At 29.2% G+C, this 18,936-nt stretch carries 18 protein-coding genes and 1 pseudogene; 6 read left to right on the forward strand and 13 right to left on the reverse strand.

Annotated elements, in window-relative coordinates; all coding sequences use genetic code 11:
* Nucleotides 1-9 precede the first annotated feature (9 nt).
* The 12 genes from tagD to TVTCOM_RS18435 all read right to left on the reverse strand — a co-directional run bounded on the left by tagD (nt 10) and on the right by TVTCOM_RS18435 (nt 11,660).
* A complete protein-coding gene (gene tagD / locus TVTCOM_RS18380; RefSeq protein WP_434797696.1) occupies nt 10-405 on the reverse strand; it encodes a glycerol-3-phosphate cytidylyltransferase in 396 nt (131 codons plus the stop codon).
* Nucleotides 406-425: 20 nt separating this feature from the next.
* Nucleotides 426-1,580, reverse strand: a complete 1,155-nt coding sequence (locus TVTCOM_RS18385; protein ID WP_434797697.1) for a CDP-glycerol glycerophosphotransferase family protein — start codon at nt 1,578-1,580, stop codon at nt 426-428.
* Nucleotides 1,581-1,821: 241 nt separating this feature from the next.
* Complete coding sequence (locus TVTCOM_RS18390) at nt 1,822-2,448, reverse strand: hypothetical protein (RefSeq protein ID WP_434797698.1); 627 nt, start codon at nt 2,446-2,448, stop codon at nt 1,822-1,824.
* Between the two features lie 197 nt (nt 2,449-2,645).
* A complete protein-coding gene (gene pepI / locus TVTCOM_RS18395; RefSeq protein WP_434797699.1) occupies nt 2,646-3,527 on the reverse strand; it encodes a proline iminopeptidase in 882 nt (293 codons plus the stop codon).
* Between the two features lie 275 nt (nt 3,528-3,802).
* Nucleotides 3,803-4,168: a DUF4180 domain-containing protein gene (locus TVTCOM_RS18400; protein ID WP_434797700.1), complete on the reverse strand. Its 366-nt coding sequence runs from the start codon at nt 4,166-4,168 to the stop codon at nt 3,803-3,805.
* A 61-nt stretch (nt 4,169-4,229) separates the two neighbouring features.
* On the reverse strand, nt 4,230-4,385 hold the full coding sequence (locus tag TVTCOM_RS18405) for a hypothetical protein (protein ID WP_434797701.1): 156 nt from the start codon (nt 4,383-4,385) through the stop codon (nt 4,230-4,232).
* Between the two features lie 300 nt (nt 4,386-4,685).
* Nucleotides 4,686-5,663 (reverse strand): methyl-accepting chemotaxis protein, encoded by a 978-nt coding sequence (locus TVTCOM_RS18410; protein ID WP_434797702.1) that lies wholly within the window; start codon nt 5,661-5,663, stop codon nt 4,686-4,688.
* A 644-nt stretch (nt 5,664-6,307) separates the two neighbouring features.
* A complete protein-coding gene (locus TVTCOM_RS18415; protein WP_434797703.1) occupies nt 6,308-7,528 on the reverse strand; it encodes an L-lactate MFS transporter in 1,221 nt (406 codons plus the stop codon).
* 205 nt (nt 7,529-7,733) lie between these two features.
* Nucleotides 7,734-8,117 (reverse strand): DUF2294 domain-containing protein, encoded by a 384-nt coding sequence (locus TVTCOM_RS18420; protein ID WP_434797704.1) that lies wholly within the window; start codon nt 8,115-8,117, stop codon nt 7,734-7,736.
* A 380-nt stretch (nt 8,118-8,497) separates the two neighbouring features.
* Complete coding sequence (locus TVTCOM_RS18425; protein WP_434797705.1) at nt 8,498-8,818, reverse strand: hypothetical protein; 321 nt, start codon at nt 8,816-8,818, stop codon at nt 8,498-8,500.
* Nucleotides 8,819-9,565: 747 nt separating this feature from the next.
* Nucleotides 9,566-10,918: a 23S rRNA (uracil(1939)-C(5))-methyltransferase RlmD gene (gene rlmD / locus TVTCOM_RS18430; protein ID WP_434797706.1), complete on the reverse strand. Its 1,353-nt coding sequence runs from the start codon at nt 10,916-10,918 to the stop codon at nt 9,566-9,568.
* Between the two features lie 19 nt (nt 10,919-10,937).
* Nucleotides 10,938-11,660 (reverse strand): pseudouridine synthase, encoded by a 723-nt coding sequence (locus TVTCOM_RS18435; RefSeq protein ID WP_434797707.1) that lies wholly within the window; start codon nt 11,658-11,660, stop codon nt 10,938-10,940.
* Nucleotides 11,661-11,859: 199 nt separating this feature from the next.
* Here TVTCOM_RS18435 and fba point away from each other — a divergent pair, with 199 nt between their 5' ends.
* From fba to TVTCOM_RS18460, 5 genes are all read left to right on the forward strand, one after another.
* The gene (gene fba, locus TVTCOM_RS18440) at nt 11,860-12,723 is read left to right on the forward strand and encodes a class II fructose-1,6-bisphosphate aldolase (protein ID WP_434797708.1); all 864 of its coding nucleotides are present in this window, start codon (nt 11,860-11,862) and stop codon (nt 12,721-12,723) included.
* A 362-nt stretch (nt 12,724-13,085) separates the two neighbouring features.
* On the forward strand, nt 13,086-13,586 hold the full coding sequence (locus TVTCOM_RS18445) for an NAD(P)H-dependent oxidoreductase subunit E (RefSeq protein WP_434797709.1): 501 nt from the start codon (nt 13,086-13,088) through the stop codon (nt 13,584-13,586).
* Nucleotides 13,587-13,598: 12 nt separating this feature from the next.
* Complete coding sequence (locus tag TVTCOM_RS18450; RefSeq protein ID WP_434797710.1) at nt 13,599-15,488, forward strand: NADH-ubiquinone oxidoreductase-F iron-sulfur binding region domain-containing protein; 1,890 nt, start codon at nt 13,599-13,601, stop codon at nt 15,486-15,488.
* 24 nt (nt 15,489-15,512) lie between these two features.
* Entirely contained in the window at nt 15,513-17,279 is a 1,767-nt protein-coding gene (locus tag TVTCOM_RS18455; protein ID WP_434797711.1) for an NADH-dependent [FeFe] hydrogenase, group A6, read from the forward strand.
* Between the two features lie 44 nt (nt 17,280-17,323).
* A complete protein-coding gene (locus TVTCOM_RS18460; RefSeq protein ID WP_434797712.1) occupies nt 17,324-17,563 on the forward strand; it encodes an NAD(P)H-dependent oxidoreductase subunit E in 240 nt (79 codons plus the stop codon).
* A 174-nt stretch (nt 17,564-17,737) separates the two neighbouring features.
* Here the strand turns inward: TVTCOM_RS18460 and TVTCOM_RS18465 are convergent.
* A pseudogene (locus tag TVTCOM_RS18465) lies at nt 17,738-17,899 on the reverse strand (IS3 family transposase); the annotation flags it as partial.
* Nucleotides 17,900-18,432: 533 nt separating this feature from the next.
* On the opposite strand from TVTCOM_RS18465, the gene TVTCOM_RS18470 reads away from it, so the two are divergent.
* Nucleotides 18,433-18,933 (forward strand): NAD(P)H-dependent oxidoreductase subunit E, encoded by a 501-nt coding sequence (locus tag TVTCOM_RS18470; RefSeq protein ID WP_434797713.1) that lies wholly within the window; start codon nt 18,433-18,435, stop codon nt 18,931-18,933.
* Nucleotides 18,934-18,936: the final 3 nt, after the last annotated feature.

Consider the following 18,936-nt stretch of genomic DNA (forward strand, 5'->3'; position numbering starts at 1 on the left):
TTACAGTACTTATAATTTCATTTTTATGTCATTCTTAATTTGAGTTGTAGATATTTCTGGCGTTCTTGGAAGATATACTACCTCACAATACTCTTCAAGGTAATCAAACTTTCCATCCCAGTCATCCCCCATTACAAATGTATCTACTTTAAACTCTTTAATATCACGAACTTTTTGTTCCCAACAAGTTTCTGGTATAACTAAGTCAACATAACGAATAGCTTCTAAAAGACGTTTTCTTTCCTCATATGAAAAATAACAAATTTTATTTTTTTCCTTTAAATTGAATTCATCTGTAGATAATACTACTATTAAATAATCCCCCAAAGATTTAGCTCTTTCTAATAAGTTTACATGTCCATAATGTAGCAAATCAAATGTTCCATAAGTTATAATTTTTTTCATTTTAATACCCCCATCTTATATTAATTAATAATTTGTTTAATATGTTCACAAATATTTTGTAAACATTCAGTATTTACTTCGTTAAAATATTTATTAATTCTTTGCCTATCATTTTCAAATTCATCTACTCCATTAAAAATTGTCTTTATAGACATTAAAAAATCTTTCATATCTATAGGCTTGTAACCAGGAGTTACTTCATCATATTCAAAATTAAATCCCCTTTTACTTAAGTATTCATTCTTATCATAAGGTAAGAATAAAAGCGGCTTATTTAACAATAAAAAGTCAATATATATACTTGAATAATCTGTGATTAGCACATCAAAAACGTTTAATATTTCCATAATATCTTCAATTATATCTTCATTTAAAAGTAAAACTCTTTTGCCTAGATATTTGTTTACGCTCGCACTTTCAGATAAGTGAGTGCGAATAAAAATTATTGTTTTACTTTCTTCTAGAAATCTTTCTAACTCATTTTTATTATAGTCTTCAAATGGAAATATTCTTGTTTCTTTGTTATCTCTGTATGTTGGAGCATATAAGATTAATTTTTCATATTCTGGTAAATTTATAAATAAATCACATATTTTATTCTTATTAATATTATTGAATAAACAATCATTTCTAGGCTGTCCCCAAACTTTTATTATTTCATCTTCTACGTTAAAGCTCTCCTTCATTATAGGAATCAAATGTTTAGAAGTTGTTAATATATAAGAATAATTTTGTGAAAATATCTTATTAAAATAATGCTTTTTTAATTTGCTTACCTTATTTTCCATTAAGGCAATTTTTTTTAAAGGTACTCCATGCCATAAATTTACTATCAATCTTTTTTTGTTTAATTTTAAACCATATAAAGGAAGACCTGCAGATGTAAACCATACCCCTCCTGATAATACTTTTTTTATACCTGATTTCGTTTTAGTTTCAATAAAAAAATCTTCACCATATTCACTTTTTAATTTCTCTCTTAATAAATCATCATTTATTACAAAATATGGGTGAATATCTTTTTCATTATTTAAAACATACTCAAAAAGATACTTGGAGTTATAATTGTATCTTTCATTATCTGTTGAAGAAAATATCCAGATATTTTTATCAAGTTTTATATTGTAGATGCTTTTGTATATCAAAGTTTTAGAAAAATTTATTATTTTCTTCATTTTACATTTTCCTCTATATTCTCTCTTCTATCTTTATTTTAAACCATTTTTTACCACGTTATAATATTATATCATTTTTTTTGCTACTTTGTATCACTTCATAATAAACATTAAGAAAGTTCTACCAATTTTATAATCAGTAGAACCTTCTTATGTTTACTCTATTAAGAAGTATTTCATATTTTTCCTTTGCTATCTTTAGTAAACATAGGCGTTCCATGTACATTTTCTAAAGGCATTTTTATTTTTCCTTTTCATTACATTTATTAGATTGATATCTATTTGACTTATACCTGCAACTTTGTGGCATATGTAATAAATCATCCAAATCACAAAAAAAATTTTTAGTTAATTGTGAATCTAAACTTTCTTTAACAGGAGCTTCAAAATATGGAATATTAATATTATTTTCTTTTAACATCTCATCTAATATTGATGTCATTACACCATAAACACTACAATTAACTTTTGTTTTTTCATCTTCTATAATTGATTCAGTTTTATATTTATTAGTTTTATGTTTTCCCCATTTAATACTACAATTAGGGCTTCCCTGTATACCGATATAACAGAGCGGTGTATTATTGTTATTTTTTAGTTCACACACCATGTCTACATAGTTCTCTAATTCTTTTCTACAATGTTTTTTAAAAAATACATTGTCATATTGTTGCCTTCCTTGAGGATTTCTCCAATATCCCATGGCTGTAAATTCTGGACAAGGTAACTGTATTATAGCTATATCCTTACTTAAAAAATAATTGCTTACCATTCTAGCTACATTAAATCTTCTGCCCAATATATGAACTCTTGTAGCTGGATTTAATAAACAATGGGAAACAAGTACAAAATACCTTTTTTTAGGCATAAAATTTTACTCCTTTTTATTAAAAGTATATTGCTTATTTTTTTCTAAATAATATTTATTATTCAGATATAAAATTAGATAATAAATTCTATAAATAAAAAAAAGAGATTAAATAATATTATCTAATCTCTCTTTTTTAAACATACATATTTTTTATATAATTGAACTTAATAAATCATAAGTTTAATTATTATTTATTAATCATTAGCATTTAACCATTCAGTTAAAACTTCCACATATCTTTCATGTTCTTCCACAAAAGGCATGTGTCTTGAATATTGGAATAACTCCCATTTACTATTAGGAATTTTATCATACATAGTTTTTGCAATATATGGTGAACTTAAATCTATTGCTCCACTAGTTATTAAACAAGGTTCTTCTATCTCATGTAATCTATCTGTAAACTCATATCCAGCTAGTGTTCCTGATGGAGAGAATTCATTATGTCCCCACCCTACAACATATGCCTCAGCTCCTGATTTTTTAGGTCTTCTTAAGCATTCTGGGTCATTTTCAGTTACTTCACCTGCGCAGTACATTTTCATAAATTTGTCTAATGCATCGCTATATTCTTTACTAGAATAATCTCCAGTATTTACAGCATCAAGTAAAGCTTTTTGATCAGCTTCGTCCATGTATGATATTCTTCTTTTTTGCTCTACTTCCCAAAGACTTGCAGATGAAAGAGTAGATGAAAGAATATATGACTTAATTCCTTTTGGTTTATATTCAAGAGCGTACCAGATAGCCTGCATTCCACCCCAAGATTGTCCTAATAAATGAATTTCATCAAGTCCTAAGTGTTCTCTTAATGCAATAAGCTCTTCTATCCAAGTATCAGCATTGAATAATTCTGGATGACCTTCAACAAATGAATTACCGCAACCTATTTGATCATACATTATTACTTGTCTACCACTTTCAGCTATTTGGTCTAATACTTCAAAATAGTTGTGTGTAGAACCTGGTCCTCCATGAAGTAGTACTAATGGTGCCTTCCCTTCAGTGGCTTCACCTACTACACGATAATAAGTTTTAAATCCTTTGAAAGGCATATATCCTTCAGTTATTTTCATGTTTAATTCCCCCCATTTGTCATTAGAAACAAGAATTAGTTCCTAAGTAATACTGTTAAAAGTTTAGCAGTCACATTTAGTATAACATGAAAGTAAAAGGTTTTCACCACTATATAATTTCGAAATTTCATGCATATATATAATTTTATTTTTGTATAATAGGCAAATAATTTTCATGTAATAAATAGACTTTCATCGAATTAACCTAATCACAACTGTAATATATCAGCTTTTCTAGGATTTAATTAGAATTAATACATATATTAATCTAAAAATTAATTAATACTCAGCTTATCAGTTGCTTGCTTTTCATCTTCAACGAAAAATAATTGTTTGCCATTGTTGCTCTCATAAATAAAATCTTTTAAACTTTTACTTGAATAAATAGAAAAATCCCCCACAATTACAATTTTAAAGTTGTAATTAACAAACTTCTGCAGAATTTCACCTGCGATTCCTGTCTTTAAGTCAAAAAAGTCTTCAACTATTGCTTCTTTATTCAAAATCATTCTGTCAGCATCTGTTTCATATCTTACAGTTGCCATTAAATCTAATGCAGACTGCACACTCGTAATCAACACCTCATTGCTATTAACAACAGCAATTTTGAATTTATTGTCTTTTATTATATTTATATTCATAGCTTTCCTCCATACTCATAATAAGTTTATTAATACATTGCTGCATACTTTTTCTATAATTCTACAAATCATCATCTTTCGTAAGCGTGGAAACTATACTCATCATCCCTATAGTAATCTTCATTGTTCCCCACAGCATAATTCTTAATTTGTTTTCTTTCTCATAATATTTCATATTTATTGTTGAATTAACTAAGCTTGAATCTTTACAGTTCATAACAGCTATAAGAGTATTAGATATTCGTGTATACTGCTCTTTATCAGAAATTCTACTATACTTTCTAACCTTATTTGTACTGAGTTTACCTTTTGTAATAAACTTTCTAATTGTCTTATGGTGCATAGCCAGTATTTTGCGACTTGATCTACTATATAAACATAAAAAATATCACATCGTTATATAAAAATAAATCATAAATTTTATGATTCAACATTTTTTCATAATCCTCTGAAAAAAAGATAAATAAATAAAATTGAAATAGTATCCTAATTAAGCAGATACTATTTCGTTCCCAATTTATCTGGTTGTATCTTTTATCTTAACAACCTTCTCAAATTTATCTACTGTGTTACCAGCTAATCGTAGCTGATTATCAACAACACCAGCTTCCTCTATATGTGAGATTATTGCTTTAGTTGTCACCTTAAGTATTTCATCAATATCAGTAATTTCTGCAGTCATATTAACTATTTGATTTTTCTGATGATTTAAAATATCTATCACCTTTTTGACTTCTTCATAAACCTTTGACGCAGATACTAAGCTACATTCAACTTTTTCGATTACCTCTACAGAAGTCTCAACACCCTTTTTAATAACCTTGATGGAACGTTCTGAATTATTTCTTACACTTCCAGTTTCAATGGAAATATTCTCAATTAGTTCTGCTATATCTATCGTACTTTTCTTAGTCTGATCCGCTAATTTTCGTATCTCTTCAGCAACAACTGCAAATCCTTTTCCTTGTTCTCCAGCTCTAGCGGCTTCAATGGAAGCGTTTAATGCTAAAAGATTGGTCTGTGATGCTATATTATCAATTAAGTTAACTACGCTTTTTACTTCAGAAAATTTGCTTACCAGATTATTAATCATATCTCTATTTTTACTATACTCATTTTCTAGAGTTTTAATAATGCTCATCATTTCTTCAATTGCCACTTTTCCATCCTGTGAACTTTTTGCCGAATCTTCTGTAATTTCTAAAAGTCTGCTTCCTTGATCAGATAATTCCTTAGTTGCTTTGTCTGTTTCATAAGTTAAATTAGATATTCCTTCCATATGAACTTGTATGTTCTTAGTAAGGTCTGCCAAATCTTCATGTTGACTATTCACTCTTTGATGCTGCTTCACTGTTTCTTGAACTACTCTTTTTATATTATTTATAAAATCCAAAATTTCTTTATATAAATTATTTAATATTTTTTCATTTTTATCCTGAAAACCTTCGGATTTATCCTCTAAATTAGTATTTCTTATTCCTTTGTTAAAAAACATATTGTCCTCCTATTGTTTTAAATAAGCTCTTGGAGTCCTTAGTCTTTATTTAATAAAACTTTTGGATTCCTTTTTTATTAAAATGCCCCTCTTACTTGCTATCTCTTGAATTTAAAGTTACTTCTACCACTATCCGGTTACACAGTTGAAAATCAATACTCTTTATGAAACTCAAAAGGTATAAATCAAAAATCTGCTTATATTCATACGTTAATCCTGAATTATTCATGGTGATATAAAAATAAAAAAATCTCCTCCTTTATTTATTTTCTGTTTAGTAACTTAAATTTTAACAAAGAGGAAGTCTTTTTTCTATATAATTTTTTTAACTTATTAGATAAAAGTAATAAATACGTATAAAACTAGTAGTTATTTTATGTGGTACACCGTAGGATGAACCTAATAATATAACCTTCTTAAAATCAAAAATCCCCCAAACCATCAGTCTGGGGGAACATAAAAAGATGATGCTTGTACGCATTAGTATTAATTTTACGTAAAGATATACTCCTTAAAATGAAAGGCTAAATAATCATCAAAACTTACAACATTTTTTTATTTGCAAGATAATCTATGGTTCTATCTTCATTAGGATAAAATACAATTATATTTAGAATGTTTTATAAACATTTACAGTAATTTTTTTAGTCTTTAATTGTTTTAAACGTCAACAGACAACCTAAAACACAAAGCCCTATTATAAAATAAAAGATATAGTAATAATTTTCAAAGATATCTAAAATTAGTCCAGAGCCTACTACGCCTAAAATAGCTCCTATACCATATGCTGTAAAAACAACACCAAAGTTTTGACTATAGTGCTTTTCTCCATATAGGATTCCTGTAGAAGTTGGAGCTATTGCAAGCCATCCCCCCAAATTAAACCAAAATATTGAAAAAGCTATAACAAACAAAGTAGTGCTACCACGGTCTACAATTAACATTAATAATGCTGCTATAATAATAAGACTATATGATATTAACATGGCTTTTTTTGATGATAGCTTATCAGTTATATATCCAAATACAGGTCTTCCAACTCCATTGAAAATTGCAAACACAGAAATCATCAATGCAACTTTGTTTTGCGATAATCCAATTAATTGTATACCAACATTACTTGTCATTCCGATTATCATTAGTCCTACCATAGTTCCAATAATAAAATTTATGTATAATCCTTTAAAACTACTGGATTTAATCATTTCCTTGGTGTCCTTATCATTGGATTCATCCTCTTTACCCGACACCCCTTTGAGCATACTAGCTTCCAATTCAGAAGGATATTTAAATTGATATGAAATAATAGGAGTTATAGCACCAAAAGCTATTCCTAATATAAGGAAACTTTTCATAACTCCAAATGTTTCAATTAAAAATCTTGCAAGTGGAGCTGTGACTAATGGTGATACTCCAAATCCTAACAAAACAACACCAATAACAAATCCTTTTTTTTCTGGAAACCACTTTGTTACTATTGCTATAGGAACTCCATAAGCTATACCTACACCTGCTCCGCCAATAACCCCATATGTTATTGTTAAAATATAAATATTTGATGAAAATGAGGATAATATCCAACCCAATGATACTAGCAATGATCCTGTTAAAATAATAGCCCTGGGAGTAAACTTATCAAAATATCTTCCTGATAACATCATAAACAATGCATAGAATGCTAAAGCTGCCATATATGGCAAACCACTTTGAGTAGACCCTATATTGAAAGCTTCCTCCACAGGCATCCTGAAAATACTCCATGAATAAACTGTTCCAAAGCATATCATTACTATTATTCCTAAAAATACATACATCCATCTTAAACTAGGTTTCATACCTTTTCCTAGAACTAACTTATTTCCCATTCATATATTCCTTTCTTTTACTAAATAATTTATTTTTCCACTACATCAGAAAATATATAACGATTAAACTAGTTATTTATGATTTTTTCATTTAGAAAACACATATTATTTACATTAAAAAAGCCAATAACAAAACTCCCTAATAGGAAAATTGTTATTGGCTTACTTTATGACTGGTTTTCAACCATTCAATGCGTCTTCCAATTTACTTTATAAAAAACTCTTCTATATTCTGATCTAAAATTATTGCTATAATTTTTTCACCTGTTTTGGTGCTCACATCAGAATAGGTACTTATAATATTTACATCAATAACTGATTTTATTGTCTCTTCAAACTCTTCACGGGCATTTTCAAACAATGAAGTTCTTACCTTTTTTATTAATTCAACACCCTCTTTGTTACGAGATAAATTTTTCTCAGACATACTTAAAAAGCCTTTAAGCCTTATGACAATCATATCTTGAAGAATAATTGTACGAATTTTCTCAGGACCTCTACCCATTTGTTCAATTTCAAACTTACTTATCACTTCGCTTATTTTCGATTCAACTTGTCCTTTTGTCATTGAACTTCCTTTGAATGTCATCCTTTTCAACTCCTAAACTAAATATGCTCAATTAAAACTTTAATCTTACGAGATATTATCATATAATACATTAGTTGTCAATTGCTTATAAAACAATCCTTTATTATATTTACCTCTTTCATTTCCACCTTATGTTATAGTTAAAATCAATTTTAAAACTTATATAATTTTTTAAATCCGCTCTCTCAACCTTTGTTTTCAAAATACATCTATCCTGCTCTGTCGTGAACCCCTAACATCTAGCCCAACCACTCAACTATACTTATTTCCTTTTATTGACCTATTCTCACTTAGTAAAATAGCCACATAAAAAAAGAGACTAAGCAATAACCTGCTTAACCCCTGTATTTATCTTGTTTTTATCCTTATCTATTTCTCACCTAATTCTCAAGTTTAGTCAAAAATTCATCTAATGACTTGCTCATATTTATATCCATACGCTCTGAAAGAACAATCAGCCACCAAATGCATTCGCTAAGTTTATGCTCTAGTTCAGTTACTGCTTCTCCTGATATGGGCCATCGCTTTTGTTGAGCCATAGTCAATCGGCCAACTAATGCTGCATCTGTCAAAAAAGCAAGAGCATCTTCTTCTACTGTCCACTCTTTACCATGATACTGCTTTTCCAGTTTATGATAGTTTTCTCGTATTTGAATAGAACGTTCAATTATCTCACTAAAGTTCATATTTTTATCTTTCATATTTCCCTGACCTTTCTATCTAAATTTTTATTAATTTTAAATTTATTTCCAAATAAAATGAATTCAAATTATCGTTACTACTAAAGTATTTATTTAGCAGATGTAACCGTAATTTCTAATACTCTGGTAAAAAATAAAAATTTTTCTTCCATCCTATCAAATTCATTACCAAAGTTAAAAATCTTGCTTTTCATTCAACGACAAATCCTGTCACAATATTAGGAAATTATTTTTTATTAATATTGCTTTTGCTCCTTTCCTATTTTATATTGAAATAATATCATATATAATATGACAACATTCTGTCATCTTTAAAAACTTCTTAAATTAAATCTATTAGTAAGCAAATTATCTATACTACTGGATTTTTATTTTAATGTTTATTACCTTGAACAACCTATTTTAATATGCCTATGCTAACAATTTAGTCTGATAAAATCTTATCAAAATCTCATTTTCAAACGTAGTAAAATAGCCAACTCTCCAAAAATTCAGTTAAAGTTTGGCTAATAAAAAGTGCAAATTTCTAACTCTAAAAATAACTAAACATTCATCAGAATTACACTAAAGTTTGATTAAAATAAAAAAAGAGACTAAGCCATTTCCTGCTTAATCCCTGTATTTATCTCTATTCTACTTCTTTTTTCTTCTTACTTTTTACCATCCACTTTCCCTTACTTTAATCTAACTTTAACAGATTAATTAATGTTTAACCAGAATAATTAAAGTTTAATGGAGGGGGTACAATTATTTTTTTAACTTTACTACTGTTTCACAGTGTGGTGTATTTGGGAACATATCCATACATTTTACTTTTTCTACCTTATATCCATAAGCTTCAAATCCTTTTATATCTAAAACTAAAGTCTTTGGATTACATGATATATAAACTATTTCATTTGCTCCAAATCCACTTATATCTCTTATGGCATCTTTGTGAACACCTGGTCTTGGTGGGTCTACTATTATTAAATCTGGTTTTTCAGATAGATTCTTAACAACTTTAGCCACATCTCCAGCTATAAACTCACAGTTATCAAGTCCATTTAATTTAGTGTTTTCATTGGCAGCAACAACAGCTTCTTCTATTATTTCTATACCATAAACTTGTTTGGCAGCACTTGCCATAACTTGCCCTATAGTTCCTGTTCCACTGTATAAATCAAATAATACTTCTCCTTCATGATTTCCAACAAATTCTCTAGCTATACTGTATAATTTTTCAGCACCTTTAGTATTTGTTTGGAAGAATGAGAATGGAGATATTTTAAATCTTAGTCCTAAAACTACTTCTTCTATATAGTCTCTTCCATGTAAAACTCTTAATTCATCACAGTTAACCGCATCAGCAAGGCCATCATTTATAGTGTGTAATATACTTACTACTTCTGCTTTTGTTTCAAGGTTTAATATCATGTCTTTATACTCAGTCATATCAAAATCTTCTTGAGTTGTAGTTACTATATTAACCATTAATTCATTAGTGTTAACACCTTTTCTTACTACTAAGTTTCTTAAATAACCTTGATGAGAATTTATTCTATAATAAGGAAGATTTTTTTCTCCAAAATATTCAACTGTAGAAGTTAATACTTTTATAAAATCTTCATCCACTAATCTACAATCATCAACAGTTATAATATCTAAATGTCTTCCTTTTTTGTGCATTCCTAAAGTAAGAGGTCCGCCTTTTACTTCATCTCCAAAAGTATATTCCATCTTATTTCTATATAATCTTTCAACTGGACTTCCTTCTATTCCTAAGAATTCAAATCCGTCTATTCCTTGTTCTTTAAATAATTTTAAAACTTGTTCACCTTTTATTTCTAATTGCTTTTCATAAGGTACTGATAATATGGAACATCCTCCACATGCACCAAAATGTTTGCATATTGGTGCAGTTTCTATTGGTGAGTTTTCTACTACTTCAAGTAATTTTACTTCAGCTTTTTCACTTCTTGCTTTTTTAACAACAGCTTTTACTTTTTGACCAGTAATTCCGCCCTTCATTTTTACTTTTCTTTTCCCTATTAAAGTTGAAGACTCTCCTCCAAACTCCATAGACCCTACTTCAAATTCAATTATGTCTTTTCTTTTCACTATAACTTCCTCCGCTCTTTTATCTTTCTTCTATTAATTTAACTTCTTCATCAGTTAATTCTCTATATTCACCTAGATCTAATGTTTCATCTAGTTTTAATTTACCCATAGACAGCCTTTTCAAGTATACTACTTTTTTGCCAACACTCTCAAACATTCTTTTTACCTGGTGGAATTTACCTTCATGTATAGTAAGTTCTATTTCAGATGTTTCTCCACTTTCTAGAATTTTAAGCTGAGAAGACATAGTTTCATATCCATCATCTAAGGTTACACCTTTTTCAAAAGCCTTTACATCTTCCTCTGTTACTATACCATCAATTTTTGCATAATAAGTCTTTGGTACATGCTTTTTAGGTGATAATACTCTATGAGCAAGTTGACCATCATTAGTTAAAACTAAAAGACCCTCAGTATCCTTGTCCAATCTTCCCACAGGAAAAGGTTCAAATGTCAAATAAGATGAATCTATTAAATCTAAAACTATTGGATCTCTCTTATCAAAAGTTGCTGATAAATATCCATCTGGTTTGTTCATCATTATATAAACAAATTCTCTGTATCTTACTACTTCATTATTAAATTCTATTTTATCAGCATCAGTATCAACTTGTGTACCAGGATTTGATATTACTTTATCATTTACTTTAACTAATCCTTTTTTACAATAAACTTTTATTTCTGCTCTACTTCCATATCCTAAGTTAGAAAGAATTTTATCTATTCTTAATTTTTTTGCCACTTTGTTTACCTCCTTAAGAAGTATTTTTATCTAAATAATTTATTTTTATATTAAAATAACATAATCACTATTATATATTATAATTTAAATTTTTGCTTATTATAATTTAGTCTATACTCTTTTTTATTTTAGTTATATAATATATCTGATGGGTAGGTTTTATAAATTTTAAACTTAATTAAAATTTGGAGGTTTAAATATGTTAGTTTCTGCAAGAGAAATGCTAGTTAAAGCTAGAGAAGGAAAATACGCAGTAGGTCAATTCAATATAAATAACCTAGAATGGACAAAAGCAATATTATTAACTGCACAAGAAAATAATTCACCAGTTATTTTAGGAGTATCTGAAGGTGCTGGAAAATACATGGGTGGATACGATACAATAGTTGGAATGGTAAACGGTTTAATAAAAGGATTAAACATAACAGTTCCGGTTGCTCTACACTTAGACCACGGTTCTTATGAAGGTGTTTTAAAAACTATAGAAGCCGGATTTTCTTCAGTAATGTTCGATGGATCTCACTATCCTTTCAATGAGAACGTTGCTAAAACTAAAGAGTTAGTTGAATTAGCTCACTCAAAAGGTATATCTATAGAAGCTGAAGTTGGTTCTATAGGTGGAGAAGAAGACGGAGTTGTAGGTGCTGGTGAAATAGCTGATCCTCAAGAATGTAAAGCTATATCTGAATTAGGAATAGATTTCTTAGCTGCAGGTATAGGTAATATACATGGACAATATCCTTCTAACTGGTCTGGATTAAATTTTGAAGCATTAGCAAAAATAAATGATTCTACAGGAGATATGCCATTAGTATTACACGGTGGAACTGGTATACCACAAGATATGATAAAAGAAGCTATATCTTTAGGTGTTGCTAAAATAAATGTTAATACTGAATGCCAATTAGTATTTGCTGAAGCTACTCGTAAATATATAGAAGAAGGAAAAGATTTACAAGGTAAAGGATTTGATCCTCGTAAATTATTAGCTCCAGGCGTTGATGCTATAAAAGCATGCGTTAAAGAAAAAATGGAACTATTCGGTTCTGTAAACCAAGCATAATTTTAATAGTTTAATTTAAAATTCCTCAAAGATAGATGTGATTTTTATTACATCTATCTTTTTTTATATTTTTAAACAATATTCTACTCTACATTATATTTTTATTACGATGTTTAAGGCAATATAAAAACATTTTAAACACATCTGATTAGTCAAAATATTTTCTTATATTAATCCACGTATTATTAAATTTTATTATTATAGATATCCTTTTATTATTTCCATATTTTATGGGTATTTCATAACACTTTGCAACATATATTATATTATCCAGATAAGTTATCTAAATTTAGTCTATATTTTAATTTTACTCAAATTATATATTTTAAAATAACTTATGTATTAATAAGGAGGGAATTTATATGTGTGATTTTATTTCACAAAATCAAAAACTATTTGACGAGCTAAACAAAGTAATTGATGCTCTTCTTGCAGTTGATGAAAGTGCATTAATCTATACTCTCAAAGAAGCTCAAAGTATATTCGGATATCTCCCAAAAGAAGTTCAACTACACATTGCAAAAAAATTAAAAATTGCACCTGCAAAAGTATACGGTGTTGTAAGCTTCTATTCTTACTTCTCTACTAATCCTGTTGGTGAACATAAAATAAGTGTTTGTTTAGGTACCGCATGTTTTGTTAAGGGTTCTAAAGATGTTCTTACCGAATTAGAAAAACAATTAGGTATAAAAGCCGGAGAAACTACAAAAGATCTTAAGTTTTCAATTGAATGCTTGCGATGTGTGGGTGCCTGTGGACTTGCACCTGTTGTTGTAGTTGATGGTAAAGTATATAGCCGTGTTAGTCCTAATGATGTAGCTAACATAATAAATGAATATAAAGAATTAGAAGTAAACTGTTAGGGGGAATAATATATGAAAATAATTAATTCATATGAGGAATTAAAAGCTGCTTTTGAAGAATATAAAACACTTCTTGATTTGAGAAAAGAATATGGAATTAATGGTATTCCAGAAAAAAGGGAGATTTTAGTATGTGGTGACACTGGATGTGCTTCCTCTGGTAGTATCAAAGTTTTAGAAGCTCTACAAGATGAGATAAAAAAAGCCAATCTTGAGGATTCTGTTAAAGTCCAACTAACAGGATGTTTTGGATTTTGTGCTATAGGTCCTATAATTAAAATCTACCCTGATAACATTTTTTATGCTTATGTTGTTCCAGAAGACGCTAAGGAAATAGTTGAAAGCCATATCAAAAATAATATTATTGTTGAAAGATTATTATATGAAGAACCATCTTTAGACAATATAAGAGTCAACAATGAAAATGATATGTCTTTCTATAAAAAACAACTAAAAATTGCTTTAAGAAATCTTGGTGTTATACATCCTGAGCGTCTTGAAGAGTATATCGGTAATGGAGGTTACCTAGGTCTTGGTAAGGCATTATTTGAAATGACACCTGGACAAGTTGTAGAAGAAATTAAAGCTTCTGGCCTTAGAGGTAGAGGTGGCGCTGGATTCCCTACTGGTGTTAAATGGGAAGCATCAGCTAAAAATCCTCCTGTAAATGGTAAGAAATTTATAGTATGTAATGCTGATGAAGGTGATCCAGGTGCTTTTATGGATAGATCTTTACTTGAAGGGGATCCTCATAATGTTCTAGAAGCTATGGCAATAGCAGGATATGCTGTAGGTTCTGATATTGGATATATCTATATAAGAGCTGAATACCCTCGTGTTATAGAAAGATTAAAAATAGCCATAGCTGTAGCTGAAGAAGCTGGACTATTAGGTGAAAATATAATGGGTAGCGGATTCAACTTTAAGCTTGAATTAAAATATGGTGCTGGAGCTTTCGTTTGTGGTGAAGGTACTGCATTAATGCACTCTATCGAAGGGAAACGTGGAGAACCTAGAATGAAAACTTTTTCTTCTTCTAAACATGGTTTATGGAATGCTCCTACTTGTTTAAATAATGTTGAAACTTTCGGTAATATACCTGCTATCATTACCAATGGCGCTGATTGGTTTGCTTCTTATGGTACTGAAGATTCCAAGGGTACTAAGGTTTTTGCATTAGGTGGAAAAGTAAATAATGTTGGCTTAGTTGAAGTTCCTATGGGTACTACTCTACGTGAAATAGTTTTCGAAATAGGTGGCGGCATACTAGGCAATAAAGGATTTAAAGCTGTTCAAACTGGTGGTCCATCTGGTGGATGTATATCCTCTAAAAATCTAGATACTCCTATTGATTACAAATCTTTAGCATCTATTGGATCTATGATGGGTTCAGGAGGTATGCTTGTTCTTGATGACACCGACTGTATGGTTGATATAGCAAGATTTTTCTTAGACTTCTCTGTTGATGAATCTTGTGGTAAATGTACAGCTTGTCGTGTTGGTACTAAAAGATTATATGAAATTTTAACTAAAATATGTGAAGGCAAAGGATGTGAGCAAGATTTAGTTGAGTTGAAAGATTTAGCTATAACAGTAAAAAATACAGCTTTATGTGGTCTTGGAAAATGTGCTCCTAATCCAATACTAAGTACCTTAGATTATTTCTATGATGAATATTTAGCTCATGTTAAAGATCATAAATGTCCTGCAGGTAAATGTACTTCTCTGCTTGATTTTATAATAACAGATGATTGCATAGGTTGCGGATTATGCAAAAAGAATTGTCCTGTTGATGCAATAAGTGGTGAAAAGAAAGAAAAACACGAAATAGATACTAGTAAATGTATAAAATGTGGTACTTGTATCGAAAATTGTAAGAAAGGTGCAATTATTAAGAAATAATTTTGCACTAAAGGGGGTTTATTAATGAGTTTAGTTAATTTAACTATAAATGGCAAAGCTGTCTCAGTTCCTTCTGATACAAAAATATTAGAAGCCGCAAAACAAGTAAATATTAAAATACCTAGTTTGTGTCATTTACATATCGATGATATTAATTTTAATAATAATTGTGCATCTTGTCGTGTATGTATGGTTAGTGTAGGAAGAAAATTAGTTCCTGCCTGTGGTACCTTAGTTAAAGAAGGCATGGTTGTAAACACTAATTCTCCAGAAGCATTAAAATATAGAAAAGATATTGTTGAATTAATGTTATCTGATCATCCAAAAGACTGTTTATCTTGTATTAAGAATGGAAAATGTGAATTACAAGATATAGCTGCTGAATTAGGAATTAGAAAAATCCGATTTAATGATGGTGAACAATCTTATTCTCCACTAGATGCTTCTACTAAATCTATCATTAAAGATCATTCTAAATGTATCCTATGTAGAAGATGTGAAACTATGTGTAACGATATCCAAACTGTTGGTGTTCTCTCAGGAATAAATCGTGGATTCAATACTGAAGTTTCTACTTTCTTTGGTGTAGATTTAATAAATACTAACTGTACATTCTGTGGTCAGTGTATAAGCGTATGTCCAACAGGCGCTTTATCTGAGAAAGATAATACTAGTGAAGTTTGGAATGCTTTATCTCAAAAAGAAAAACCTATTATGGTTCAAACTGCTCCAGCCGTAAGAGTTGCTTTAGGTGAAGAATTTGGATTAGAGCCAGGTTCCATATCTACTGGCAAAATGGTTGCTGCTTTAAAGGCCTTAGGATTTGATTATGTATTCGATACTAACTTTGCAGCTGACTTAACAATAATGGAGGAAGCTAATGAATTTGTAAACAGATTTATTAAAGGTGAAAATCTTCCTATATTAACTAGTTGCTGTCCTGCTTGGGTTAACTTTATGGAACATGACTATCCTGACCTTCTACCTCACTTATCTACTTGCAAATCACCTCAAAGTATGTTTTCACCAATAGCTAGACATTATTTTGCTGAAAAAATTTTAAATAAAAAACCTGATGAAGTTGTAATTGTATCTATAATGCCTTGTGTTGCTAAGAAATACGAAGTATCAAGAGAAGAATTAGGAGAAAACGGATACTTAGATACTGATATATCATTAACTACTCGAGAATTAGCACGTATGATAAAAGAAGCAGGCATAAATTTAGCTAATTTAGAAGAGGCAGAATTTGATAGTCCTCTTGGATATTCCACAGGTGCTGCTGATATATTCGGTGCCACTGGTGGCGTACTAGAAGCCGCACTTAGAACTGCTTATCACGATATCACTATGGAAGAAGCACCATCTTTAGACTTTACAGTTGTTAGAGGTATGGATGGCATAAAAGAAGCTTCTCTAGAAATAGCTGGCAATACAATAAATATAGCTGCTGCAAGTAGTTTAGGTAACGCTAGGAAATTAATGGATGAATTGAGAGCTGGAAATTGCAAATATCATATAATTGAAATTATGGCTTGCCCTGGTGGATGCGTAGCTGGTGCCGGTCAACCTTATCACGGTGGAAATTATGATAAAGTCAAAGCAAGAACTAATGCTTTATATGAAATAGATTCTACCAAACCAAATCGTCTTTCTCATCATAACCCAGACATAATCAAATTGTATAATGATTTCTTAGGTGAAAGAGGCGGACACATTGCTCATTCCTTACTTCACACACAATACTACGATAAAAGCGATGTTTTTGATAAAATAGACAATAATTTATAACCTATAAAAAATATATATTTTAAAAATAATAAGGAGGTATTTGTATGCATAATTTTATTACTAAAAATAAAAATTTATTTAACGAGCTAGATAATATAATCAATAATCTTCCTATAGCTGATCAAAGTTCATTAATTTATATCCTTCAAGAGGCCCAAAATATCTTTGGACATTTACCAAAAGAAGTTCAACTTTATATCTCAAAAAAATTAAATATTGCTCCTGTAGAAATTTATGGTGTTGTAACTTTTTATGATTGCTTTTCTCTAACTCCTACTTTTTAATAATTATTTTAACAATTAATATTTGTATCAACTTTTGTACTCACTAATAACATAAAATGAAAAACAATTTTATCTAAAAAATGCACCTTTAGTCAAGGACAATTTTAAAAAGCCTATTTTGGGCACCATAAGATGATCCCTATATTGAATTGGGGTCATCTTATTTAAATTCCATTAATATCTATAATTATTGTAGTAATCAATGTATTCATTTATCTCATTTTTAATATCATCTAAACTATTACAATTTTTAAAATCTACCTCGTTCTTAAAATATCCCAAAAATGACTTCTGTGGATTATTATCCCAACAGTTTCCTCTTCTATGCATTGATTGTCATAGCCATATTGATTTATCCTTCAACGCCTGCATTTCTATCATGTCTAACTTTTTTAGTAATTCATTCTTCGCTTGTAATAATTTTAATTTCACCTCTAATCGTTTTAAAACCTAAGTGGTTTTTTATTTTATTTTATATTATATTTATTTTTTAAGTATAATTTTTTTAAGTAATTATAGTATAATTATAAATATATTAATTGAAATTTCTGAATAAAAAGCTCGTTTCATTCAGAAATTTATAAATTTTTGCAATTTTTTTCATTTTAGTTAGTTTTTTAATGAATTTCATATTATAATGAAATAGAGACATAATTTTTACTACTTATTGTCATATAATTTTAATTATCTAATCATTTTAAATTTCAATAAATACTTTATATAACCTATTGAATACATTAAACATCTTATCTATTAAATATATTATTCATCTTGTTTATGTTTTATTCTTAAATATAGCTAGATTTGAAAAAATTCATTTCTAGATTTATAACATATCAATATTTCAAATAAACTAAGGGGGATCTACTATGTGTAATTTTATTTCACAAAACAAAAAGTTATTTGATGAATTAGACAATCTAATTCAAAATCTTCCTGTTGCTGATGAAAGTTCATTAATATATGTTCTTAAAGAAGCTCAGGGAATATTTAGTTACTTACCAAAAGAGGTTCAACTCTATATAGCTGATAAACTTGGGGTTTCTTACTCAAAAGTATATGGTGTTGTAAGTTTCTACTCTTACTTCTCTACTAACCCAGTTGGTGAACATAAGATTAGCGTTTGCCTGGGTACTGTATGCTTTGTTAAAGGTGCAGATAAAATCTTAACTGAGTTTGAAAAGCAATTAAATATTAAAGCGGGTGAAACTACTAGCGATTTTAAATTTACATTAGATGGATTAAGATGCGTTGGTGCATGTGGACTTGCTCCAGTAGTAGTTGTTGATGGTAAAGTTTATGGATTATGTACTCCTGAAAAAGTAACTAATATATTAGATGAGTACAGAGAACTAGAATTAAGCTGTTAGGGG

The organism is Terrisporobacter vanillatitrophus (assembly GCF_051148895.1).
In the GTDB taxonomy this organism is placed as follows: Bacteria; Bacillota; Clostridia; order Peptostreptococcales; family Peptostreptococcaceae; genus Terrisporobacter; species Terrisporobacter vanillatitrophus.